General features: G+C 69.2%; 12 protein-coding genes. 5 read left to right on the top strand and 7 right to left on the bottom strand.

Features of this window, described 5'->3' with window-relative positions:
- Positions 1–154 precede the first annotated feature (154 nt).
- The 3 genes from MKK84_RS29225 (at position 155) to MKK84_RS29235 (ending at position 3203) form a co-directional block, all read left to right on the top strand.
- Positions 155–637, top strand: a complete 483-nt coding sequence (locus MKK84_RS29225) for a PAS domain-containing protein (RefSeq protein WP_243925618.1) — start codon at positions 155–157, stop codon at positions 635–637.
- A gap of 59 nt (positions 638–696) precedes the next feature.
- Positions 697–1947 (top strand): formyl-CoA transferase, encoded by a 1251-nt coding sequence (gene frc, locus MKK84_RS29230; protein ID WP_243925619.1) that lies wholly within the window; start codon positions 697–699, stop codon positions 1945–1947.
- Between the two features lie 83 nt (positions 1948–2030).
- Positions 2031–3203 carry an HPP family protein gene (locus MKK84_RS29235; RefSeq protein WP_243925620.1) on the top strand — a complete coding sequence of 391 codons (1173 nt, stop codon included), beginning with the start codon at positions 2031–2033 and terminating at the stop codon, positions 3201–3203.
- 3 nt (positions 3204–3206) lie between these two features.
- On the opposite strand, the gene MKK84_RS29240 is transcribed toward MKK84_RS29235, so the two are convergent.
- The 7 genes from MKK84_RS29240 to MKK84_RS29270 all read right to left on the bottom strand — a co-directional run bounded on the left by MKK84_RS29240 (position 3207) and on the right by MKK84_RS29270 (position 13095).
- Positions 3207–3902 carry an alpha/beta hydrolase gene (locus tag MKK84_RS29240; RefSeq protein ID WP_243925621.1) on the bottom strand — a complete coding sequence of 232 codons (696 nt, stop codon included), beginning with the start codon at positions 3900–3902 and terminating at the stop codon, positions 3207–3209.
- A 357-nt stretch (positions 3903–4259) separates the two neighbouring features.
- Positions 4260–6005 (bottom strand): oxalyl-CoA decarboxylase, encoded by a 1746-nt coding sequence (gene oxc / locus MKK84_RS29245; protein ID WP_243925622.1) that lies wholly within the window; start codon positions 6003–6005, stop codon positions 4260–4262.
- A gap of 49 nt (positions 6006–6054) precedes the next feature.
- Complete coding sequence (gene oxlT / locus MKK84_RS29250) at positions 6055–7341, bottom strand: oxalate/formate MFS antiporter (RefSeq protein ID WP_243925623.1); 1287 nt, start codon at positions 7339–7341, stop codon at positions 6055–6057.
- Positions 7342–7480: 139 nt separating this feature from the next.
- Positions 7481–9277 (bottom strand): zeta toxin family protein, encoded by a 1797-nt coding sequence (locus tag MKK84_RS29255; RefSeq protein ID WP_243925624.1) that lies wholly within the window; start codon positions 9275–9277, stop codon positions 7481–7483.
- Positions 9278–9535: 258 nt separating this feature from the next.
- Complete coding sequence (locus MKK84_RS29260) at positions 9536–10555, bottom strand: branched-chain amino acid aminotransferase (protein WP_409566562.1); 1020 nt, start codon at positions 10553–10555, stop codon at positions 9536–9538.
- Between the two features lie 160 nt (positions 10556–10715).
- Complete coding sequence (locus MKK84_RS29265) at positions 10716–12476, bottom strand: ABC transporter ATP-binding protein (RefSeq protein ID WP_243925626.1); 1761 nt, start codon at positions 12474–12476, stop codon at positions 10716–10718.
- 94 nt (positions 12477–12570) lie between these two features.
- Positions 12571–13095 (bottom strand): Spy/CpxP family protein refolding chaperone, encoded by a 525-nt coding sequence (locus MKK84_RS29270; protein ID WP_243925627.1) that lies wholly within the window; start codon positions 13093–13095, stop codon positions 12571–12573.
- Positions 13096–13263: 168 nt separating this feature from the next.
- Here MKK84_RS29270 and MKK84_RS29275 point away from each other — a divergent pair, with 168 nt between their 5' ends.
- Together MKK84_RS29275 and MKK84_RS29280 are read left to right on the top strand one after the other, a co-directional pair.
- Positions 13264–14199, top strand: a complete 936-nt coding sequence (locus MKK84_RS29275; RefSeq protein ID WP_243925628.1) for a metal ABC transporter substrate-binding protein — start codon at positions 13264–13266, stop codon at positions 14197–14199.
- Between the two features lie 149 nt (positions 14200–14348).
- Positions 14349–16097 carry a heparinase II/III family protein gene (locus MKK84_RS29280; RefSeq protein WP_243925629.1) on the top strand — a complete coding sequence of 583 codons (1749 nt, stop codon included), beginning with the start codon at positions 14349–14351 and terminating at the stop codon, positions 16095–16097.
- Positions 16098–16142: the final 45 nt, after the last annotated feature.

The following is a 16142-nucleotide window of genomic DNA, read 5'->3' on the forward strand; positions in this document are numbered from 1 at the left end:
CAGAACGGGTCGGAATGAAAGTGCAGCTCTTGGCGGGTCGTTGACGCCATTCCACATTTGGCATACCAAATACCAACGGTTCGGAGCGGTTAAACGCTGGCGCTGCACCGGTAAGCCGGAACTTTAGCTCCAAGTCCGGAGAGAAAGGCCGCCCATGACGCATCCCCCGCTGCAACCGATCCCGCACGGGGCGGCCAGCACGACGACAGGGTCAGGATCCGAGCTTGCCAATCTCGTCGCGGCCATCGGCGACGCCGTGGTCGTGGCCGATCCGGAGGGTTTGATTACCGTCTGGAACCCGGCCGCCGAGCGGATCTTCGGCTATTCCGCCGCAGAGGCGCTCGGCCAGACGCTAGACCTGATCACGCCCGAACGGCACCGCCGTCGCCACTGGGACGGCTACGCCAAGACGATGCGGACCGGCACCACCCGCTACGGGGCAGAGACCCTGAGGGTGCCGGCCATCTGCAAGGACGGAAGCCAGCTCTCCATCGCCTTCACGGTGGGGATGGTGCGGGACGCCGCCGACCGGGTGACCGGGATCGTGGCGGTGATCCGCGACGAGACCGAGCGCTGGACGGAAGAAAAGCGGCTGCGCCAGCGCGTGGCCGAGCTCGAAGCCACCGTGCCGGCCTGACCGGGCCCGCCGCGCATCGCCTTCACCCGAACGCCCAACATTCCAAGGGAGGACGCCCCATGAGCAAGCCGCTGGAAGGCATCAAGATCATCGATTTCACGCACGTTCAGGCCGGGCCGGCCTGCACGCAGCTCCTCGCCTGGTTCGGTGCCGACGTAATTAAGGTCGAGCGCCCCGGCTCCGGTGACGTGACCCGCACGCAGCTGCGCCACGTCGAGGACGCCGACGCGCTCTACTTCACAATGCTGAACTCCAACAAGCGCTCGCTCACCCTCGACACCAAGACCCGGGCCGGCAAGGAAGTCCTCGAGAAGCTGATCCAGGATTCCGACGTCATGGTCGAGAATTTCGGCCCCGGCGCGCTCGACCGGATGGGCTTCTCCTGGGCCCGAATCCAGGAGCTGAACCCGGGCATGATCCTCGCCTCGGTGAAGGGCTTCTCGGACGGCCACCACTATGAAGACCTGAAGGTTTACGAGAACGTGGCCCAGTGCGCGGGCGGTGCCGCCTCGACCACGGGCTTCTGGGACGGGCCGCCCACCGTCAGCGCCGCCGCACTCGGTGACTCGAACACCGGTATGCATCTGGCCATCGGCATCCTCACGGCCCTTCACCAGAAGAACAAGACCGGCACCGGCCAGAAGGTCGCCGTGTCGATGCAGGACTCGGTGATCAATCTCTGCCGGGTGAAGCTGCGCGACCAGCAGCGCCTCGACGCGCTGGGCTACCTCGAGGAGTACCCCCAATACCCCCACGGGGAGTTCTCCGACGTGGTGCCGCGTGGCGGCAATGCCGGCGGCGGCGGTCAGCCGGGTTGGGTTCTGAAGTGCAAGGGCTGGGAGACCGACCCGAACGCCTACATCTACTTCACGATCCAGGGCCACGCCTGGGCGCCGATCTGCAAGGTGCTCGGCAAGGAGGAGTGGATCTCCGATCCCGCCTACAACACCCCGCGGGCCCGCCAGGACAAGATCTTCGACATCTTCAAGACGATCGAGGAATGGCTCGCCGACAAGACCAAGTTCGAGGCGGTGGACATCCTGCGCACCTACGACATCCCCTGCGCGCCGGTCCTGTCGATGAAGGAGATCGCCGAGGATAAGTCCCTGCGCGAGAGCGGCACCGTGGTCGAGGTCGCGCATCCGAAGCTCGGCACGTATCTGACCGTCGGAAGCCCGATCAAGTTCTCCGACATGAAGGTCGAGGTGAAGGCTTCGCCCCTGCTCGGCGAGCATACCGACGAGGTTCTGGCGGACCTGGGCTACACGCAGGAGCAGATCCGGGCCATGCACGAGGCCCGCGCGGTCTGATAGGGACCGGACACCTTCTGCGATCCTGAGACAGGACGGCGTCGCCGCGGCGCCGTCCTGTCCATGTGTGAGCCTCGGACCCGATGCGTGCGTTCCTCAGTCGTTTCCTGCCGGAGCTGACCCCGGTCAGCAAGCGCGAGCGCCTGCGCTCTGCCGCGGGCGCCCTGGTGGGCATCCTGGCGACCGGCCTCGTCTGCCGGGCATCCGCCCCGGCCGAGGCGTTGCCGATCCTGATCGCCCCGATGGGCGCCTCGGCGGTGCTCCTCTTCGCCGTGCCGGCGAGTCCCCTGGCCCAGCCCTGGTCGATCCTCGGCGGCAATCTAATCGCTGCTCTGGTCGGCGTCACGGCGGCGGCCTGGATCGCCGATCCGTTCGTGGCTGCGGCCTGTGCCATCGGGGTAGCGATCGCTCTGATGATGCTCCTGCGCTGCCTGCATCCGCCGAGCGGCGCCGTGGCGCTGACGGCGGTCCTCGGCGGTCCCGCGATCCACGCGCTGGGCTACGGCTTCGTGCTCTGGCCGGTGGCGGCCAATTCGCTGATTCTTCTCGCGACCGCCCTGCTGTTCAACAACCTGACCGGGCGCACCTACCCGCACCTGCGCCCGGCCGGCCCGCGGACCTCCGATCCGCCCTCCGACGCCCGCGTGGGGTTCCGGGCCTCGGATCTCGACGCTGCGCTGGAGGATTTCGACCAGCTGCTCGATGTCGATCGCGGCGACTTGGAGCAGATCCTGCGGCGGGTGCAGATGCGGGTCTACGGCCGCCGCTCGGGGCCGATCGCCTGCGCGGCGATCATGTCGCGCGATGTGATCGCGGTGGCGCCGGATGCGTCGCTGGACGAAGCCATGCGGCTGTTGCGTCGCCACCGGATCAAGGCGCTGCCGGTCACCGACGAGCGCGCACGGGTGCTGGGAATCGTCACGCAGACCGATCTTCTCGACAAGGCCGCCTGGGACCGGGCCGGGCCGCGGCTCGGACTCGGCCGCCGCCTGCGTCTGACCGCCGAGCGGGGCAGGGCGCCCCATGGCTGCGCCGCCGACATCATGAGTGCGGTCGAGCCGGTCGCTCCCGATACACCCATCGCCGCCCTGGTGCCGCGGATGTCGGAGGCGGGGCTCCACCACCTGCCCGTGGTCGATGCCGACGGCCGGCTGGTCGGGATCGTCTCGCAGACGGACCTGATCCCGGCCCTCCTGTCCGAGGCCGATGCGCCCGAGGAACCGCTCCGCACGCAGGCCCGGGCCGCGCTGGCCTGAGCCTCAACGGGCGTCGGATGTATCGTCCAGGAAGAACGCGACTGCCTGCGCCACCACGGCCGGCTGGTGGGCGTGCGGACCGTCATACTCGACAAAGGAGACCGGGTAGCCGGCCTCGCGCAGAGCCGGAACGTGGACCCGGGCGCTGCGGTCGATGGGGATCTGCTCATCCTGCGTGCCGTGCGACAGGAAGATTCTTGGCGCGCCGACTTGCAGGTGCGCCGACAGGAAGCCCGCGGACGAGACGATCAGGTGGCTCGCCACGTCACCGTTCGCGAGCCCCAGGGAGAGGGTGTAGCTGCCGCCGTCGGAATGGCCGGCGAAGCAGAGGTGCTGCGGGTCGAGCAGAAAGCGGTCCGCCACGTAGCCGAGCGCCGTTGCGACCCGCTCGCGGTCCGGCCCGTGGCCGGCGATGACGATGTCCCAGGTCGGGAACAGCGATTGCGGTGCGAGGAGCAGGAATTTCTCGGCGTGGGCGTGCCGCTCCAGCATCGGCAGGATCCGTTCGGCGCTGCCGCCGCCGCCGTGGAACACCACCATCAGGGGGCAGGGCCGGCGCGGATCGAGACCTGCAGGGACCACCAGCACCGCGTCTCGCTCGGCAAACAGGCCGAGGTCATGCCGGCCTGGGGCGAGGGGCTGCTGGGTGGGCAGGCGGTGGCGGAAGTCCAGGCGGCCGGCGAGGTCGGGATCGATCATCTCAGGACATCGCTCGCTCTGATTGGGTTCGATGCTGTCGGGATGGGAGCGATGGCATCCGCATCTCTCCCTCCCCCTCGGCGGGGGAGGGTGGCCCCCGAAGGGGGTCGGGTCGGGACGTAGTCCCGCAAGGGGGGAGCGACGGTGCAGAACAGCGCACCGACCTTCATGAAGGCTTCCACCCTGTCCGGAAGCCGGGCTCCCCTCTCCCGACCCGGCCTGACGGCCCACCCTCCCCCGCAGAGCGGGGAGGGACGGCGCGCGGATACGGTGGTCCATATTGAAAACGGCCGGACCGCTGAGCGATCCGGCCGGGGTGACGACGTCAGGAGTGCACGTTGAGGGCGCCCGCCGCCCTCACTTCTTCTTCTTGATGCCGCTCTGCGGGTTGAGGCTGCCGATATTGCCGCTCTCGCTGCCGGCGGCCGGGTCGATCACCGCGTTGACCAGGGCCGGCCGGCCCGAATTCATCGCCTCGTTGACCGCCCGGGTCAGCTCGTCCGGCGTGGTGACGTGGTAGCCGACGCCGCCGAAGGCCTCCATCATCCGGTCGTAGCGGGAATCCGGCACGAACACCGTCGTGGCCGGATCGCGGCCGGTCGGGTCGGTGTCGGTGCCGCGGTAGATGCCGTTGTTGTTGAACACCACGATGCAGATCGGCAGCCCGTACCGGCAGATCGTCTCGACCTCCATGCCGGAGAAGCCGAAGGCGCTGTCACCCTCCACGCAGAGGACCGGCTTGCCGGTCTCGACGGCGGCCGCGACGGCGAAGCCCATGCCGATGCCCATGATGCCCCAGGTGCCGACATCCAGGCGCTTGCGCGGCTGGTACATGTCGATGATGCCCCGGGCGAGGTCGAGGGTGTTGGCGCCCTCGTTCACCAGGATCGCGTCCGGCCGCTCCTTGACGATAGTCCGCAGCGCCCCGAGCGCGGCGTGGAAGTTCATCGGCGCGGCGTTGCTCATGAGCTTCGGCGCCATCTTGGCGATGTTCGCTTCACGCTTGCTCTTGAGCGTCTCGATCCAGTCGGACGGGGGCTGCTGCCAGCCCTTGCCCATGCCGTCGAGCAGCGCCTGCACGCAGGAGGCGATGTCGCCGACCACCGGGGCCACGATCTCGACGTTCGAATCCATCTCGCGGGGCTCGATGTCGATCTGGATGAACTTGGTCGAGCCTGGCTCGCCCCAGCTCTTGCCCTTGCCGTGCGACAGCAGCCAGTTCAGCCGGGCGCCGATCAGCAGCACCACGTCCGAATCCTTCAGCGCCGTGGAGCGCGCGGCACCGGCCGAGAGCGGGTGGGTGTCGGGCAGGAGGCCCTTGGCCATGCTCATCGGCACGTAGGGGATGCCGCTGGTCTCGACGAGGGCGCGGATGGCGTCGTCGGCCTGGGCGTAGGCGGCGCCCTTGCCGAGCACGATCAGCGGCCGCTTGGCGGATTTCAGGACGTCCAGCGCCCGGGCGATCGCCTCGGGGGCGGGAAGCTGGGCGGGCGCCGGATCGATCACCTTGACCAGCGACTTCTGGCCAGCCTCGGCGTCCATCACCTGGGAAAACAGCTTGGCGGGCAGGTCGAGATAGACGCCGCCCGGCCGGCCCGAGCAGGCGGCGCGGATCGCGCGGGCGACGCCGATGCCGATATCGGCCGCGTGCAGCACCCGGAACGCCGCCTTGCACAGGGGCTTGGCGATCGCGAGCTGGTCCATCTCCTCGTAGTCGCCCTGCTGCAGGTCGACGATCTCGCGCTCGGAGGAGCCCGAGATCAGGATCATCGGGAAGCAGTTGGTGGTGGCGTTGGCCAGAGCGGTCAGGCCGTTCAGGAAGCCCGGGGCCGAGACGGTGAGGCAAATGCCGGGTTTCTGGGTGAGGAAGCCCGCGATCGCCGCGGCATTGCCGGCATGCTGCTCGTGGCGGAACGAGATCACCCGCATCCCCTCGGCCTGCGCCATGCGGCCGAGATCGGTGATCGGAATGCCCGGCACGCCGTAGATCGTCTCGATGCCGTTGAGCTTGAGCGCGTCGATGACGAGGTGGAAGCCATCGGTCAGATCGGGCTCCGCCTCGATCTCGGGGGTGGTGTGGACGATCTTGGCCAGTGCGGTCATCGCAGGGTCTCCGGAAGGTCGATGTCGAAGTTGGCGGGGCGGACGGCCTTCAGGCCGCCCGGATCGGTCGGGCGGCAAGCGCCGCGGCGGGCTCCGGCTCGGCGAGGTAGCGGGCCCGCATCGGGCGGAGCAGGAACATGGCCAAGGCTGCCGCCGTGACGTTCAGGACGATGATCAGCGTGAACACCGCCGACCAGCCGTAGGCCGTCGAGAGCAGGCTCGCGAAGGGCACGAGGAAGGCGGCGGTGCCCTTGGCGGTGTAGAGCAGGCCGGCATTGCTGGCGGCATACTTGGACCCGAACGTGTCGCCACACGTCGCCGGGAACAGCGAGTAGATTTCGCCGAACACCCCGAAATACACCGCGGTCGCAAATACGAAGACCATCGGGTTGTGGCCGTAGGTCAGGAGCACGATCACCGCTGCCGCCGCCGTCGAGAAGGCGATGAACATCGTGTTTTCCCGGCCGATATGGTCGGAGACGTAGCCGAAGAACGGCCGCCCGAACCCGTCGAAGATCCGGTCCAGGGAGATCGCGAGTGTCAGCGCCGCCATCTGCAGGCCGAACAGGCTCACCGGGACGCCGGCGACCTGGAAGTCGTGGGCGATCGGTGCGATCTGCGCCGCCGCCATCAGGCCCCCGGAGGCGACCATCACGAACATTGCGTACATGACCCAGAAGACCGGAGTGCGGACCGCCTCGCGGGGGCTGCGATCGATCTTGGTCTGGGGCAGGCGCGAGCTCTTGCGCTGGACCTGCGCGATCGTCGACGGCTTGCGCAGCAGGAAGGCGAGCACGAACACCACGGCGCCCTGACCGATGCCGAAATACAGGAACGCGTCCTGATAACCGCTGGTGGCGATCATCCGGGCGATCGGCACCACCGTGATGGCCGCGCCGGCGCCGAATCCGGCTGCGGTGGCACCGGCCGCGAGGCCGCGCCGATGCGGGAACCACTTCAGTGCGTTGCCCACGCAGGTGCCGTAGACCGAGCCCGCGCCGATGCCGGCAATGACGGCCCCGAGATAAAGAAGGAACAGGCTGTCGGCGTAGGCGTCGATGGTCCAGGCCAGGGCGATCATCACGCCGCCGAACGCCACGACGATCTTCGGGCCGTAGCGATCCACGAACCACGCCTCGACCGGCACCAGCCAGGTCTCGGTGGCGACGAACAAGGTGAAGGCGAGCTGGATCGCCGCCCGGCCCCAATGATACCGTTGGTCGATCGGATCGACGAACAACGTCCAGCCGTATTGCAGGTTGGCGATCATGGCCATGCAGATCACGCCGAAAGCGAGCTGCCACCATTTCGCCGACGGCGAATCCTGGCGTTCCATCCCTAAGCCTCTCTTGGGCGGCGCGGCCTTACGCGGCGGCGTCTCGTGCACCACAGATCATGCACATCCGTTCCAGGTATGCAATATACCAGCGTGAGACGGACGGAATGAACTGTCAGGACGGCGATATTGTGCCGGTTCACAGGCATGGGGAATCGCTCCCCCACGATCCAAGGGTCGGCTGATCCGCCGGCCGCAAAGTCTCATCCAGGATCGGGATCGCCGCCAGGTCATCCGGCATGCCGATCAGCGCGCGGGCTGCCATCCAGTCCGATTCGTCGGCGAGAGCCGCCAAAGCGGCGGGGTCGAGCCCGGTGATCCGTCCGCGATCGAGCCGCAGGATCGCCCGTCCGGTCTCGGCCTGAACGAAGCGGATCGCCGTCATCCGGCGCAGGCATTCCCGCAGGAACGCCGTGTTGGCGGATGCCGAAAGGTCCGCGCCCTTGAACACCGCTTCCGGTCCGCGCGCGAAAATGTCGACCTTCCGGAAGCGGTCGATGTCGATGAGCCCCTTCACGTCGAGGATGTTGAGGATCCCATCGGCCCAGAACGCGATGGTGCGCGGGCGATCGCCGAGCGGCACGCTGTTGTCTAGGAACTCGCAGACCACCTGCTTGTCGCGTGACAATGCCCAGTTGAAGAACAAGCGCGGCATGCCGGTATAGGCCTCGACATTGTGGGCGAGGAGATCCTCCACGGCCTTGTAGCGGCCGAACATCTCACCGCGCTGCCAAGCCCGCTCCACGGTGTCGGCCGGCGGCGTGACCATGAACTGCATGTAGACCCGGTCGCCGAATCGGGTGAGCAGCTGGCCGCCGCCGTCCGAGCCGGCCTCGGCCTGGAAGCTGTCGAACCGGAACCGGTCGATCAGCAGGTTCGAGATCCGCCGCTCCGCCGCCTTGCGGGTGACGTAGCGGTCGAGCTTCATGTCGATGATCTCGACCTCGTAGCCCGTCAGTGTCCCGGCGTAGCGGGCCGCGGGCCCAAGGCTGTCGTAATCGAGCAGGTACTTCCGCCAGACATCGGGCGTGATCACCGCGAAGTCCGACCACGCCATGCCGAGGCGTCTGGCAAGACCGAGCTGATAGGGGCGGATCGTGCTCTTGCCCGAGGCCGAGGCGCCCTTGACGTTCATCACCACCGGATGGTCCTGGGCCGCGAGCCGGCGGTAGCCTCGGGCCTCCACCACGGCGGCGATCCAGGGCTCGATCCTCTCGCCGATCCGGCGGCTGCCGTAGCCGTTGGAGACCAGCGTCCCGGCCAGGCTGCGCAACAGACCTGCGTCGCGGATCAAGGTGTTGTGTCGGGCGATCAGGCCCGACACGACCGTGCGGAGCGCCTCGCAAGCCGCGATCTCGAGGCCGTCGCCGGATTCCGACGCCCGCCGCTGCCAGGATTCGATATGGAGCAGCGCCCGGGTCGCACGGTCCACGCGCGGCGCCTCGACCGCGGGCGGGCGCCGGCCGAGGAGCCGGTCGAGCCAGCGCGGCTCCGGCGGGGGAGGGATCGGCGGGTCGTCGAGGATCGCGGCGATCTCGCGGGCCAGGACCGCGTCGGCCTCGGCGCGGATCCGCGCCAGGGCGTCCTCGACGTCTCCGAGGCGGGGCTCGACGCCCTCGCGCAGGATCGTGGCGACGATCGCCCGGAAATTCACGCCGAGATCGGCGTAGACCGCGCCCACCGGCACGGACAGGTCCGACATGACCCGAATCAGCACCTCGTGGACGACGAGGCGGCTCGCCCGGAATCGCGTGAGCTGCCGGGCCGGCAGGCCGAACAGGTCGCTGAGATCGAGGGCGTCGCGCAGCGGGGTCTCGACGTGCTCCGGACGGTAGACGGTGACCAGCGGCAGGAAGGCGGACGGCAGGTCGGAGCGGACACCGGGGTTCCAGGGTCCGATGGGCGGTTCTGTGTGCTGGGCGACCGCGTCTGTCATGTGCGCGCCTCCCTCCCCCCTCTGCGGGGGAGGGTGAGCCGGCCGTAAGGCCGGGTCGGGAGAGAGGAACCCGGTTTCAGAAGCGGGCGCGACTGGCAGAACGGGCAGAACTTAATCCTGTACTGTCGCTCCCCTCTCCCGACCCCCTTCCGGGGCCACCCTCCCCCGCAAAGGGGGGAGGGAGCGCGCTCGGCCGAGCCGCTGTGCGCGTTCGAAAAGCCCAAACCGCTCCCCGCCAATGCGGACGGTTCAAAAGTCTCAAAACACCTTCTGGAACCAGCCATGGGCATCATTCGTGTTGCCCCGCTGGATATCGACAAGCAGGTTCCGCAGCCGTTGGGCCACCGGCCCGGCCTTGCCGTTCCCGATGATGAAGCTGTCCTCGCGGCCCTTCACGGTGCCGATCGGCGTGATCACCGCGGCAGTCCCGCAGGCGAAGGCCTCGGTCAGGCGGCCTTCGCGGACATCGGCGCGCCACGCGTCGATCGCGTAGGGCTCCTCCTTCACGGTAAGGCCGGCCTCCTGCGCGAGGGCGAGCACCGAATCGCGGGTGATGCCGTGCAGGATGCTGTCCGAGAGCGGGGGGGTGACGAGCGTCCCGTCCTCGAACACGAAGAACACGTTCATGCCGCCGAGTTCCTCGATGTAGCGGCGCTCGACCGCATCGAGGAACACCACCTGCTCGCAGCCCTGCGCGGTCGCCTCCGCTTGTGCGGCGAGGCTCGCCGCGTAGTTGCCGCCGCACTTGGCCGCGCCGGTGCCGCCCGGGGCGGCGCGCGTGTAGTGCTCCGAGACCCAGACCGTGACGGTGCTGTTCGGGTCTTTGAAGTAGGAGCCCACCGCCGACGCGATGGTGATGAACAGGTACTCGGAGGCCGGCTTGACCCCCAGGAACGCCTCGGTGGCGATCATGAACGGACGGAGATAGAGGCTGCCATCCGCCGTGTCGGGGATCCAGGCGCGATCGATCTCGACGAGCTTGTGCATCGCCTCGACGAAGGCATCCTCGGGAAAGGGCGGGATCGCCAGGCGCTCAGCCGAGTGACGGAAGCGGCGCGCGTTGGCGTCCGGCCGGAACAGGGCGGCGCCCCCATCGGCGGTCCGATAGGCCTTCAACCCCTCGAAGATCTCCTGCGCGTAATGCAGCACCGCGGCGGCCGGATCGAGCGGGATCGGCTCACGGGCCTTGATCGTTGCGTCGTGCCAGCCGCGTCCGGCCGAATAGCGTGCCACCACCATGTGGTCGGTGAACACCTTGCCGAAGCCGGGATTCACCATCAGCGCGGCCCGCTCCTCGGCGGTCCGGCGGGCGGGGTGGCTCTGGATCTCGAACGTCAGGTCGCTCACGGTGGGGTCCTCATCGGCTGAGGCTCTTATGGCGTGCTCTCGCGCGCGAATCTACGGAGCCGGCGCATGACGATGTCGCCGTTCATGCGGATCACTCCGCCGCCGCGGGCTCGGAGAGTTGCAGCCGGTGCAGGCGCGCGTAGGCGCCGCCCAACGCGAGGAGCGTGTCGTGCCGCCCGGCTTCGATAACGCGGCCGGCTTCCATCACGACGATCTGATCGGCCTCGCGCACGGTCGAGAGGCGATGGGCGATCACCAAGGTGGTGCGGCCCTGCATCAACCGGGTCAAAGCCTCTTGAACCAGGCGCTCCGATTCGGAATCGAGGGCCGAGGTCGCCTCGTCGAGGAGCAGGATCGGCGCGTCCTTCAGGAAGGCGCGCGCCAAGGCCACCCGCTGCCGCTCGCCGCCCGAGAGTCGGCCGCCACCCGGCCCGACGCGGAACTCGTAGCCCTCCGGCAAGGCCGAGACGAAGCCGTGGGCCGCGGCCGCGCGCGCCGCCGCCTCGATCTCGCCCCGGGAGGCACCGGGCCGGCCGAAACCGATGTTGACGGCGATCGTGTCATCGAACAGCACGACCTCCTGCGAGACCACCGCCACCGCCGCACGCAGCGAAGCCAAGGTCACCGCCCGAACGTCCTGGCCATCGACGGTCACCCGTCCGGCAGTGACGTCGTAGAGCCGCGGGACGAGATTGAGCAGCGAGGATTTTCCCGAGCCGGAGCGCCCGACCAGGGCCGTGACCGAGCCCGCAGGCACCGTAAGATCAATTCCCTCCAGCGCCGGCGCATCCGGGCGATAACGGAATTGAACGCCATCGAAGCGGATCGCACCGGCTGTGACGGTCAGCGGCCGGGCATCGGGCGCCTCGCGGATCGTGGGCGCCTCATCCATCACGTCGAAGTAGCGCCGCAGCGCGGCCGCAGCCTCCTGCAGGATGGCGTTGAGGTTTCCGAGAGCCCGGGCAGGCTGGGCGGCGAGCAGCAGGGCCGCCACGTAGCCGGTGAAGTCGCCGACCGTCTTCTCCCCTGCGAGCACCCGCTGCCCCACCAGCACCAGCACGCCCGCCACCGCGATGCCGCCGCCGATCTCGAGCAGCGGATCGAGCCGCCCGCGGGCGTTGGCGGCCTTCATCTTGAGGCGACGCACCTCGTCGAGGGCCTCGGCGGCGCGGCCCTTCAGGTAGGGCTCCATCGCGTAGGTCTTGGCGACGCGGGCGCCCTGCAGGCTCTCCGAGATCAGGCTGGCGGTGGCGCCCATCTGCTCCTGCGTCGAGGTCGAGACCCGCCGGAGCTTCTTGCCGATCCGCCCGATCGGGCCAGCCACGAACGGCACCGTGAGGCCGGCCACGAGCGTCAGCACCGGATCCATCCAGAGCAGAGCCGCCACGAGGCCGATCAGCATGGCGATGTCGCGCAGCAGAACCGTCGAGATGCGGGTCAGCGCCTCCTTGATGAAGGCGAAATCGGTGGTGAAGCGCTGGGTCAGCGCCGCCGGGCTCTCGCGGCCGAGCTGGGCGAGATCGGACTCGATCAAGTGCCCATACAAAGCCGCCTGCATGTCGGCCTCGACCCGGGTGACGACCCGGTTGGTCAGCACCGTCTGTCCGAACAGCGCGAAACCGCGCGTGGCCGTGACAACGATCACAACCAGAGGTCCGTAGGCGACCGCCACGGAATCCTTGCGGTCGAAGGCGTCGAAGGCCGCCTTGATCAGCGCCGGGTAGAGCCCGGTCGAGGCGCCGACCAGCGCGATCAGCACGAGCACCACCGCGAGGGTGGCCCGATGCGGGTACAACCACGTGCGCCAGAGTCGGGCGAGAAGGGGTGCCGTGTCGCCGGGAAGGCGCGCCATGAAACCTACCGGGTCGGATCAGCGCCGTCCTCCGGCAGGAGGCGCGGCGGAAGCGGGTTTGCCGCCGCCGCCGCCGCGGATCAAGGTTTATGGGTCAGCGGTCGCCGCCGCCCGGACCGTGATCTTCGTCGTGGCCGTGATGCCGGCCGCCCCGCATCCCGTGGCCGTCCATCGGTCGGGCGAGGATCATGGCGCGCCGCTTCTGGTCCTGGTCCAAGCTGGCGTAGAGCGGCTGCGACGCGTCGGCGAGCTTGCGCAGGGCTTCGCCACGGGCGGTCGCGGTGTCCGCCATGGCCCGCAAGGCTGCGGGGGCATCGTCGGCCAGTTTCGGCCGGTTGCGCATCGCCTCGCGGCGCTGCTGGCGCAGCGTGGCCATATCGCGGATCGCGGATTCCACTGGCGGCCACAGCTTCTCCTGATCGGCATTGAGCTTCAAGCCGGCATGGAGCGCGGCGATCCGGGCATCCGTGAACGCCGCCCGGTCCTCGGGACTCAGCGCGCTCCACCGGCCATGCCCGCGGACCCCGTCCATCCCATGATCGCGGGCGATTGCCGCGCCGGTCAGCCCAAGGCCGAGGGCACCGGTGACGAGGAGTGCGGCTCTCAAACGTCGGGACATGGAAACCTCCGTCTCACACGCGGGGCATCGGCAGGTCCGCCGCCAGGATGCCCGGTGACGCCTATCGAATGCCGGGCGTGTATCCCGCTTGTGTATGTAACATTGTTACACTACTGGCCTGCGCGGACGTGAGTGGGAGCTGAGACCGTGCGTGGGATGGCGGAAACGATGCGGATTGCGATCCGCGCATGGGCCGGCTTTGCGATCCTGGCCCTCATCCTCGCGGTTCCGGCTCGGGCAGCGCCGGAGGCGAGCCCGGTCCGGGCGGTGGCGAGCTTCTCGATCCTGGGCGATCTGGTCCGGGCCGTCGGCGGCACGCGCGTGGTCGTCTCGACGCTGGTCGGGCCCAACTCCGACGCCCATGGCTTCAGCCCGACCCCGGCCGATGCCCGCAAGCTCGCCGAGGCCGACATCGTGTTCGTCAACGGCCTCGGATTGGAGGGCTGGTTCGACCGGTTGATCCGGGCCTCCGGCACCCGCGCGCCGGTGGTGGTGGCCTCCGCGGGGGTGACGCCGATCCCCGCCCAGGACGAGCACGCCCATGGAGCGGGCGGGCACGATCACGGCGACCATGCGGTCGATCCGCATGCCTGGCAGAGCGTCGCCAACGTGCGGATCTACGTCGCCAATATCTGCGACGGCCTCGCCAAGGTCGATCCGGCCCATGCCGCTGCCTACCGGGACGCGGCTGCCGCCTACATCGCCGAGCTCGACGCCCTGGAGCGGGCGGTGCGCGCCACGATCGACGGCATCCCGCCGGACCGCCGCCGGATCATCACGACCCACGATGCCTTCGGGTACTTCGCGGCGGCTTACGGTTTGCGGTTCGTGGCACCCCAAGGCGTCTCGACCGACAGCGAGGCCAGCCCGCGCGACGTGGCGGCGATCATCCGGCAGATCCGCCAGGACCGCATCCCCGCCGTGTTTCTGGAGAACGTCAGCGATCCCCGCCAAATGGAACAGATCGCCCGGGAGAGCGGTGCCCGGATCGGCGGCAAGGTCTATTCCGATGCGCTCTCGGGGCCCGACGGCTCGGCACCGACCTACCTGGACATGATGCGCGCGAACCTGCGCGCCTTCGCGGCGGCGTTGGGGGCGGGCTGAGATCTCGACCGCGGGGCGACGGGCATGACATAGCGTAAACTGGCGGTTAAGAGGCCCCCTCTAGCCTTACGTAACGGGTGCCAGCCGATCCTCGTCCGCGAGGGCTCAGGGCCGTGGGGCCTTGTCGGATCGCGCAGCTCGGAGATCGCGTGGCTTGGGGGCCTGACCGCTGGCGCTTCTATCGGCTCGTCGCGCGCGAGGCCGCGCGCGCGATCCGTGCGGCCGCCGCCAGCCTGACGGCGTCCCCCGACATCCTCGCCCGGATGCGGGTGACCGGGCTCGTGATCGCCCCCCAGGATCTGCGCACCTCCGACGCAACCTTCGCGGACGACATCTACGCGGGGCTGTTCGTCTTCGCCGGGCGGTCGCTCGCGGCGAGCGGCGGCTCGCCGTTCGACTATGCGCCTCCCTCTCCGGAATGGGCCGACGAGCTCTACGGTTTCGGCTGGCTGCGCCATCTGCGCGCCGCCGACACGGCGCTGGCCCGGGCCAATGCCCGCGCCTTCGTGGCCGATTTCATCGCCGGGCGGGGCGACCCGATTCTGGCCCGCCAGACACCGGTGGCGGCGCGGCGGCTGATCTCGTTCCTCTGTCAGTCGCCCCTCGTGCTGGAGGGCGCAGACCATGCGTTCTACCAGAGCTTCCTCAAGGCGATCGCCCGCAACGCGCAACAGCTGGAGCGCGATCTGCGGCGGGGCGTGCCGCCGCAATGGCGCCTGAACGCCGCCGTTGCGCTCTGCTACGCGGGCCTGTGCTGCGACGGGATCCAGCCGATCCTTCGGCGGGCGACCCGGGTCCTGTCGCGGGAGCTCGACCGTCAGATCCTCACCGACGGCGGCCATCGCTCGCGCGATCCGCGCTTCGCCATGGAGCTGCTCCTCGACCTGTTGCCGCTGCGCCAGAGCTATCTGAGCCGCAGCGTCGAGCCGCCGGTGGCGCTCCTGGGGGCGATCGACCGGATGCTGCCGCTCCTGCGGCTCCTGCGCCACCCGGACGCCTCGCTCAGCCATTTCAACGGCATGGGCGCCACCGACGCGGACCACCTTGCCACCCTGCTGATCTATGACGGCGCCCTAGCCCAGCCGCTGATGCATGCCCCGAATTCCGGCTACGAGCGGCTGGAGGGCGCCCGGATCGTGATCGTCGCCGATGTCGGCGCGAGCCCGCCGTTGCCGTACTCGGTTAATGCCGGGGCGGGCTGCCTCGCCTTCGAGATGTCGAGCGGACCGCAGCGGATCGTGGTCAATTGCGGCCTGCCGGCGAGCGGGCCGGATCTGCGCCTCCTTGCCCGGTCGACGCCCGCGCATTCGACGGCCTCCGTGGCCCAGGCCTCTTCGTGCCGGTTCCTGACGCGCAGCGGCTGGTGGGGCGAGCGCCAGGTCGCCGACTGGTTGATCCGGCGGCGCGGATCCGTGGTTCTGAGCGGCCCGACCGCCGTCGCGGCCGAGCGGGCCGAGGATGCCGAGCGCGTCGTGCTGGCCGCCCGGCACGACGGCTTCGGCCCGGATTACGGGATCATCCACGAACGGCGCTGGGAGCTTGTCGCCACTGCGGCGCGCGTCGAGGGTCGGGACGCCTTCCTGCGCCAGGGCAAGGCCGGGAGCCGGGCACGCCGCCGCGCCCAGGATGTCGCGATCCGCTTCCACCTGCATCCCGGCATCGCCGTGCGCGGGGTGCCGGAAGGGCTCGAACTCACCTCGGCGCTCGGCGAGATCTGGCAGTTCCGCGCGGAAAATGCCGAGATCGCCCTGGAGGAGAGCGTGTACTTCTCCGGCCTGACCGGCCCGCGCCGGACCGACCAGATCGCGCTCCACCTGACCGTGTCGGAGGATGTCGAGGTGCGCTGGAGTTTCACGCGCCTCGCCTCGGCGCCGCTGCGGGGCGTCGCGCCGAGCTGACGAGCGGCTGGCCCGGATCGCCGTTTCCGTGCTACCGCCCGAAAA

Source organism: Methylobacterium sp. E-065, assembly GCF_022829605.1.
Classification (GTDB): domain Bacteria; phylum Pseudomonadota; class Alphaproteobacteria; order Rhizobiales; family Beijerinckiaceae; genus Methylobacterium.

Coding starts and splice junctions, on each gene's coding strand:
- oxc (WP_243925622.1), bottom strand. CDS start 6,005: ATGACCGCACTGGCCAAGATCGTCCACACCACCCCCGAGATCGAGGCG.
- MKK84_RS29235 (WP_243925620.1), top strand. CDS start 2,031: ATGCGTGCGTTCCTCAGTCGTTTCCTGCCGGAGCTGACCCCGGTCAGC.
- MKK84_RS29225 (WP_243925618.1), top strand. CDS start 155: ATGACGCATCCCCCGCTGCAACCGATCCCGCACGGGGCGGCCAGCACG.
- MKK84_RS29260 (WP_409566562.1), bottom strand. CDS start 10,555: ATGGTGAATCCCGGCTTCGGCAAGGTGTTCACCGACCACATGGTGGTG.
- MKK84_RS29265 (WP_243925626.1), bottom strand. CDS start 12,476: ATGGCGCGCCTTCCCGGCGACACGGCACCCCTTCTCGCCCGACTCTGG.
- MKK84_RS29275 (WP_243925628.1), top strand. CDS start 13,264: ATGCGGATTGCGATCCGCGCATGGGCCGGCTTTGCGATCCTGGCCCTC.
- MKK84_RS29240 (WP_243925621.1), bottom strand. CDS start 3,902: ATGATCGATCCCGACCTCGCCGGCCGCCTGGACTTCCGCCACCGCCTG.
- oxlT (WP_243925623.1), bottom strand. CDS start 7,341: ATGGAACGCCAGGATTCGCCGTCGGCGAAATGGTGGCAGCTCGCTTTC.
- frc (WP_243925619.1), top strand. CDS start 697: ATGAGCAAGCCGCTGGAAGGCATCAAGATCATCGATTTCACGCACGTT.
- MKK84_RS29270 (WP_243925627.1), bottom strand. CDS start 13,095: ATGTCCCGACGTTTGAGAGCCGCACTCCTCGTCACCGGTGCCCTCGGC.
- MKK84_RS29255 (WP_243925624.1), bottom strand. CDS start 9,277: ATGACAGACGCGGTCGCCCAGCACACAGAACCGCCCATCGGACCCTGG.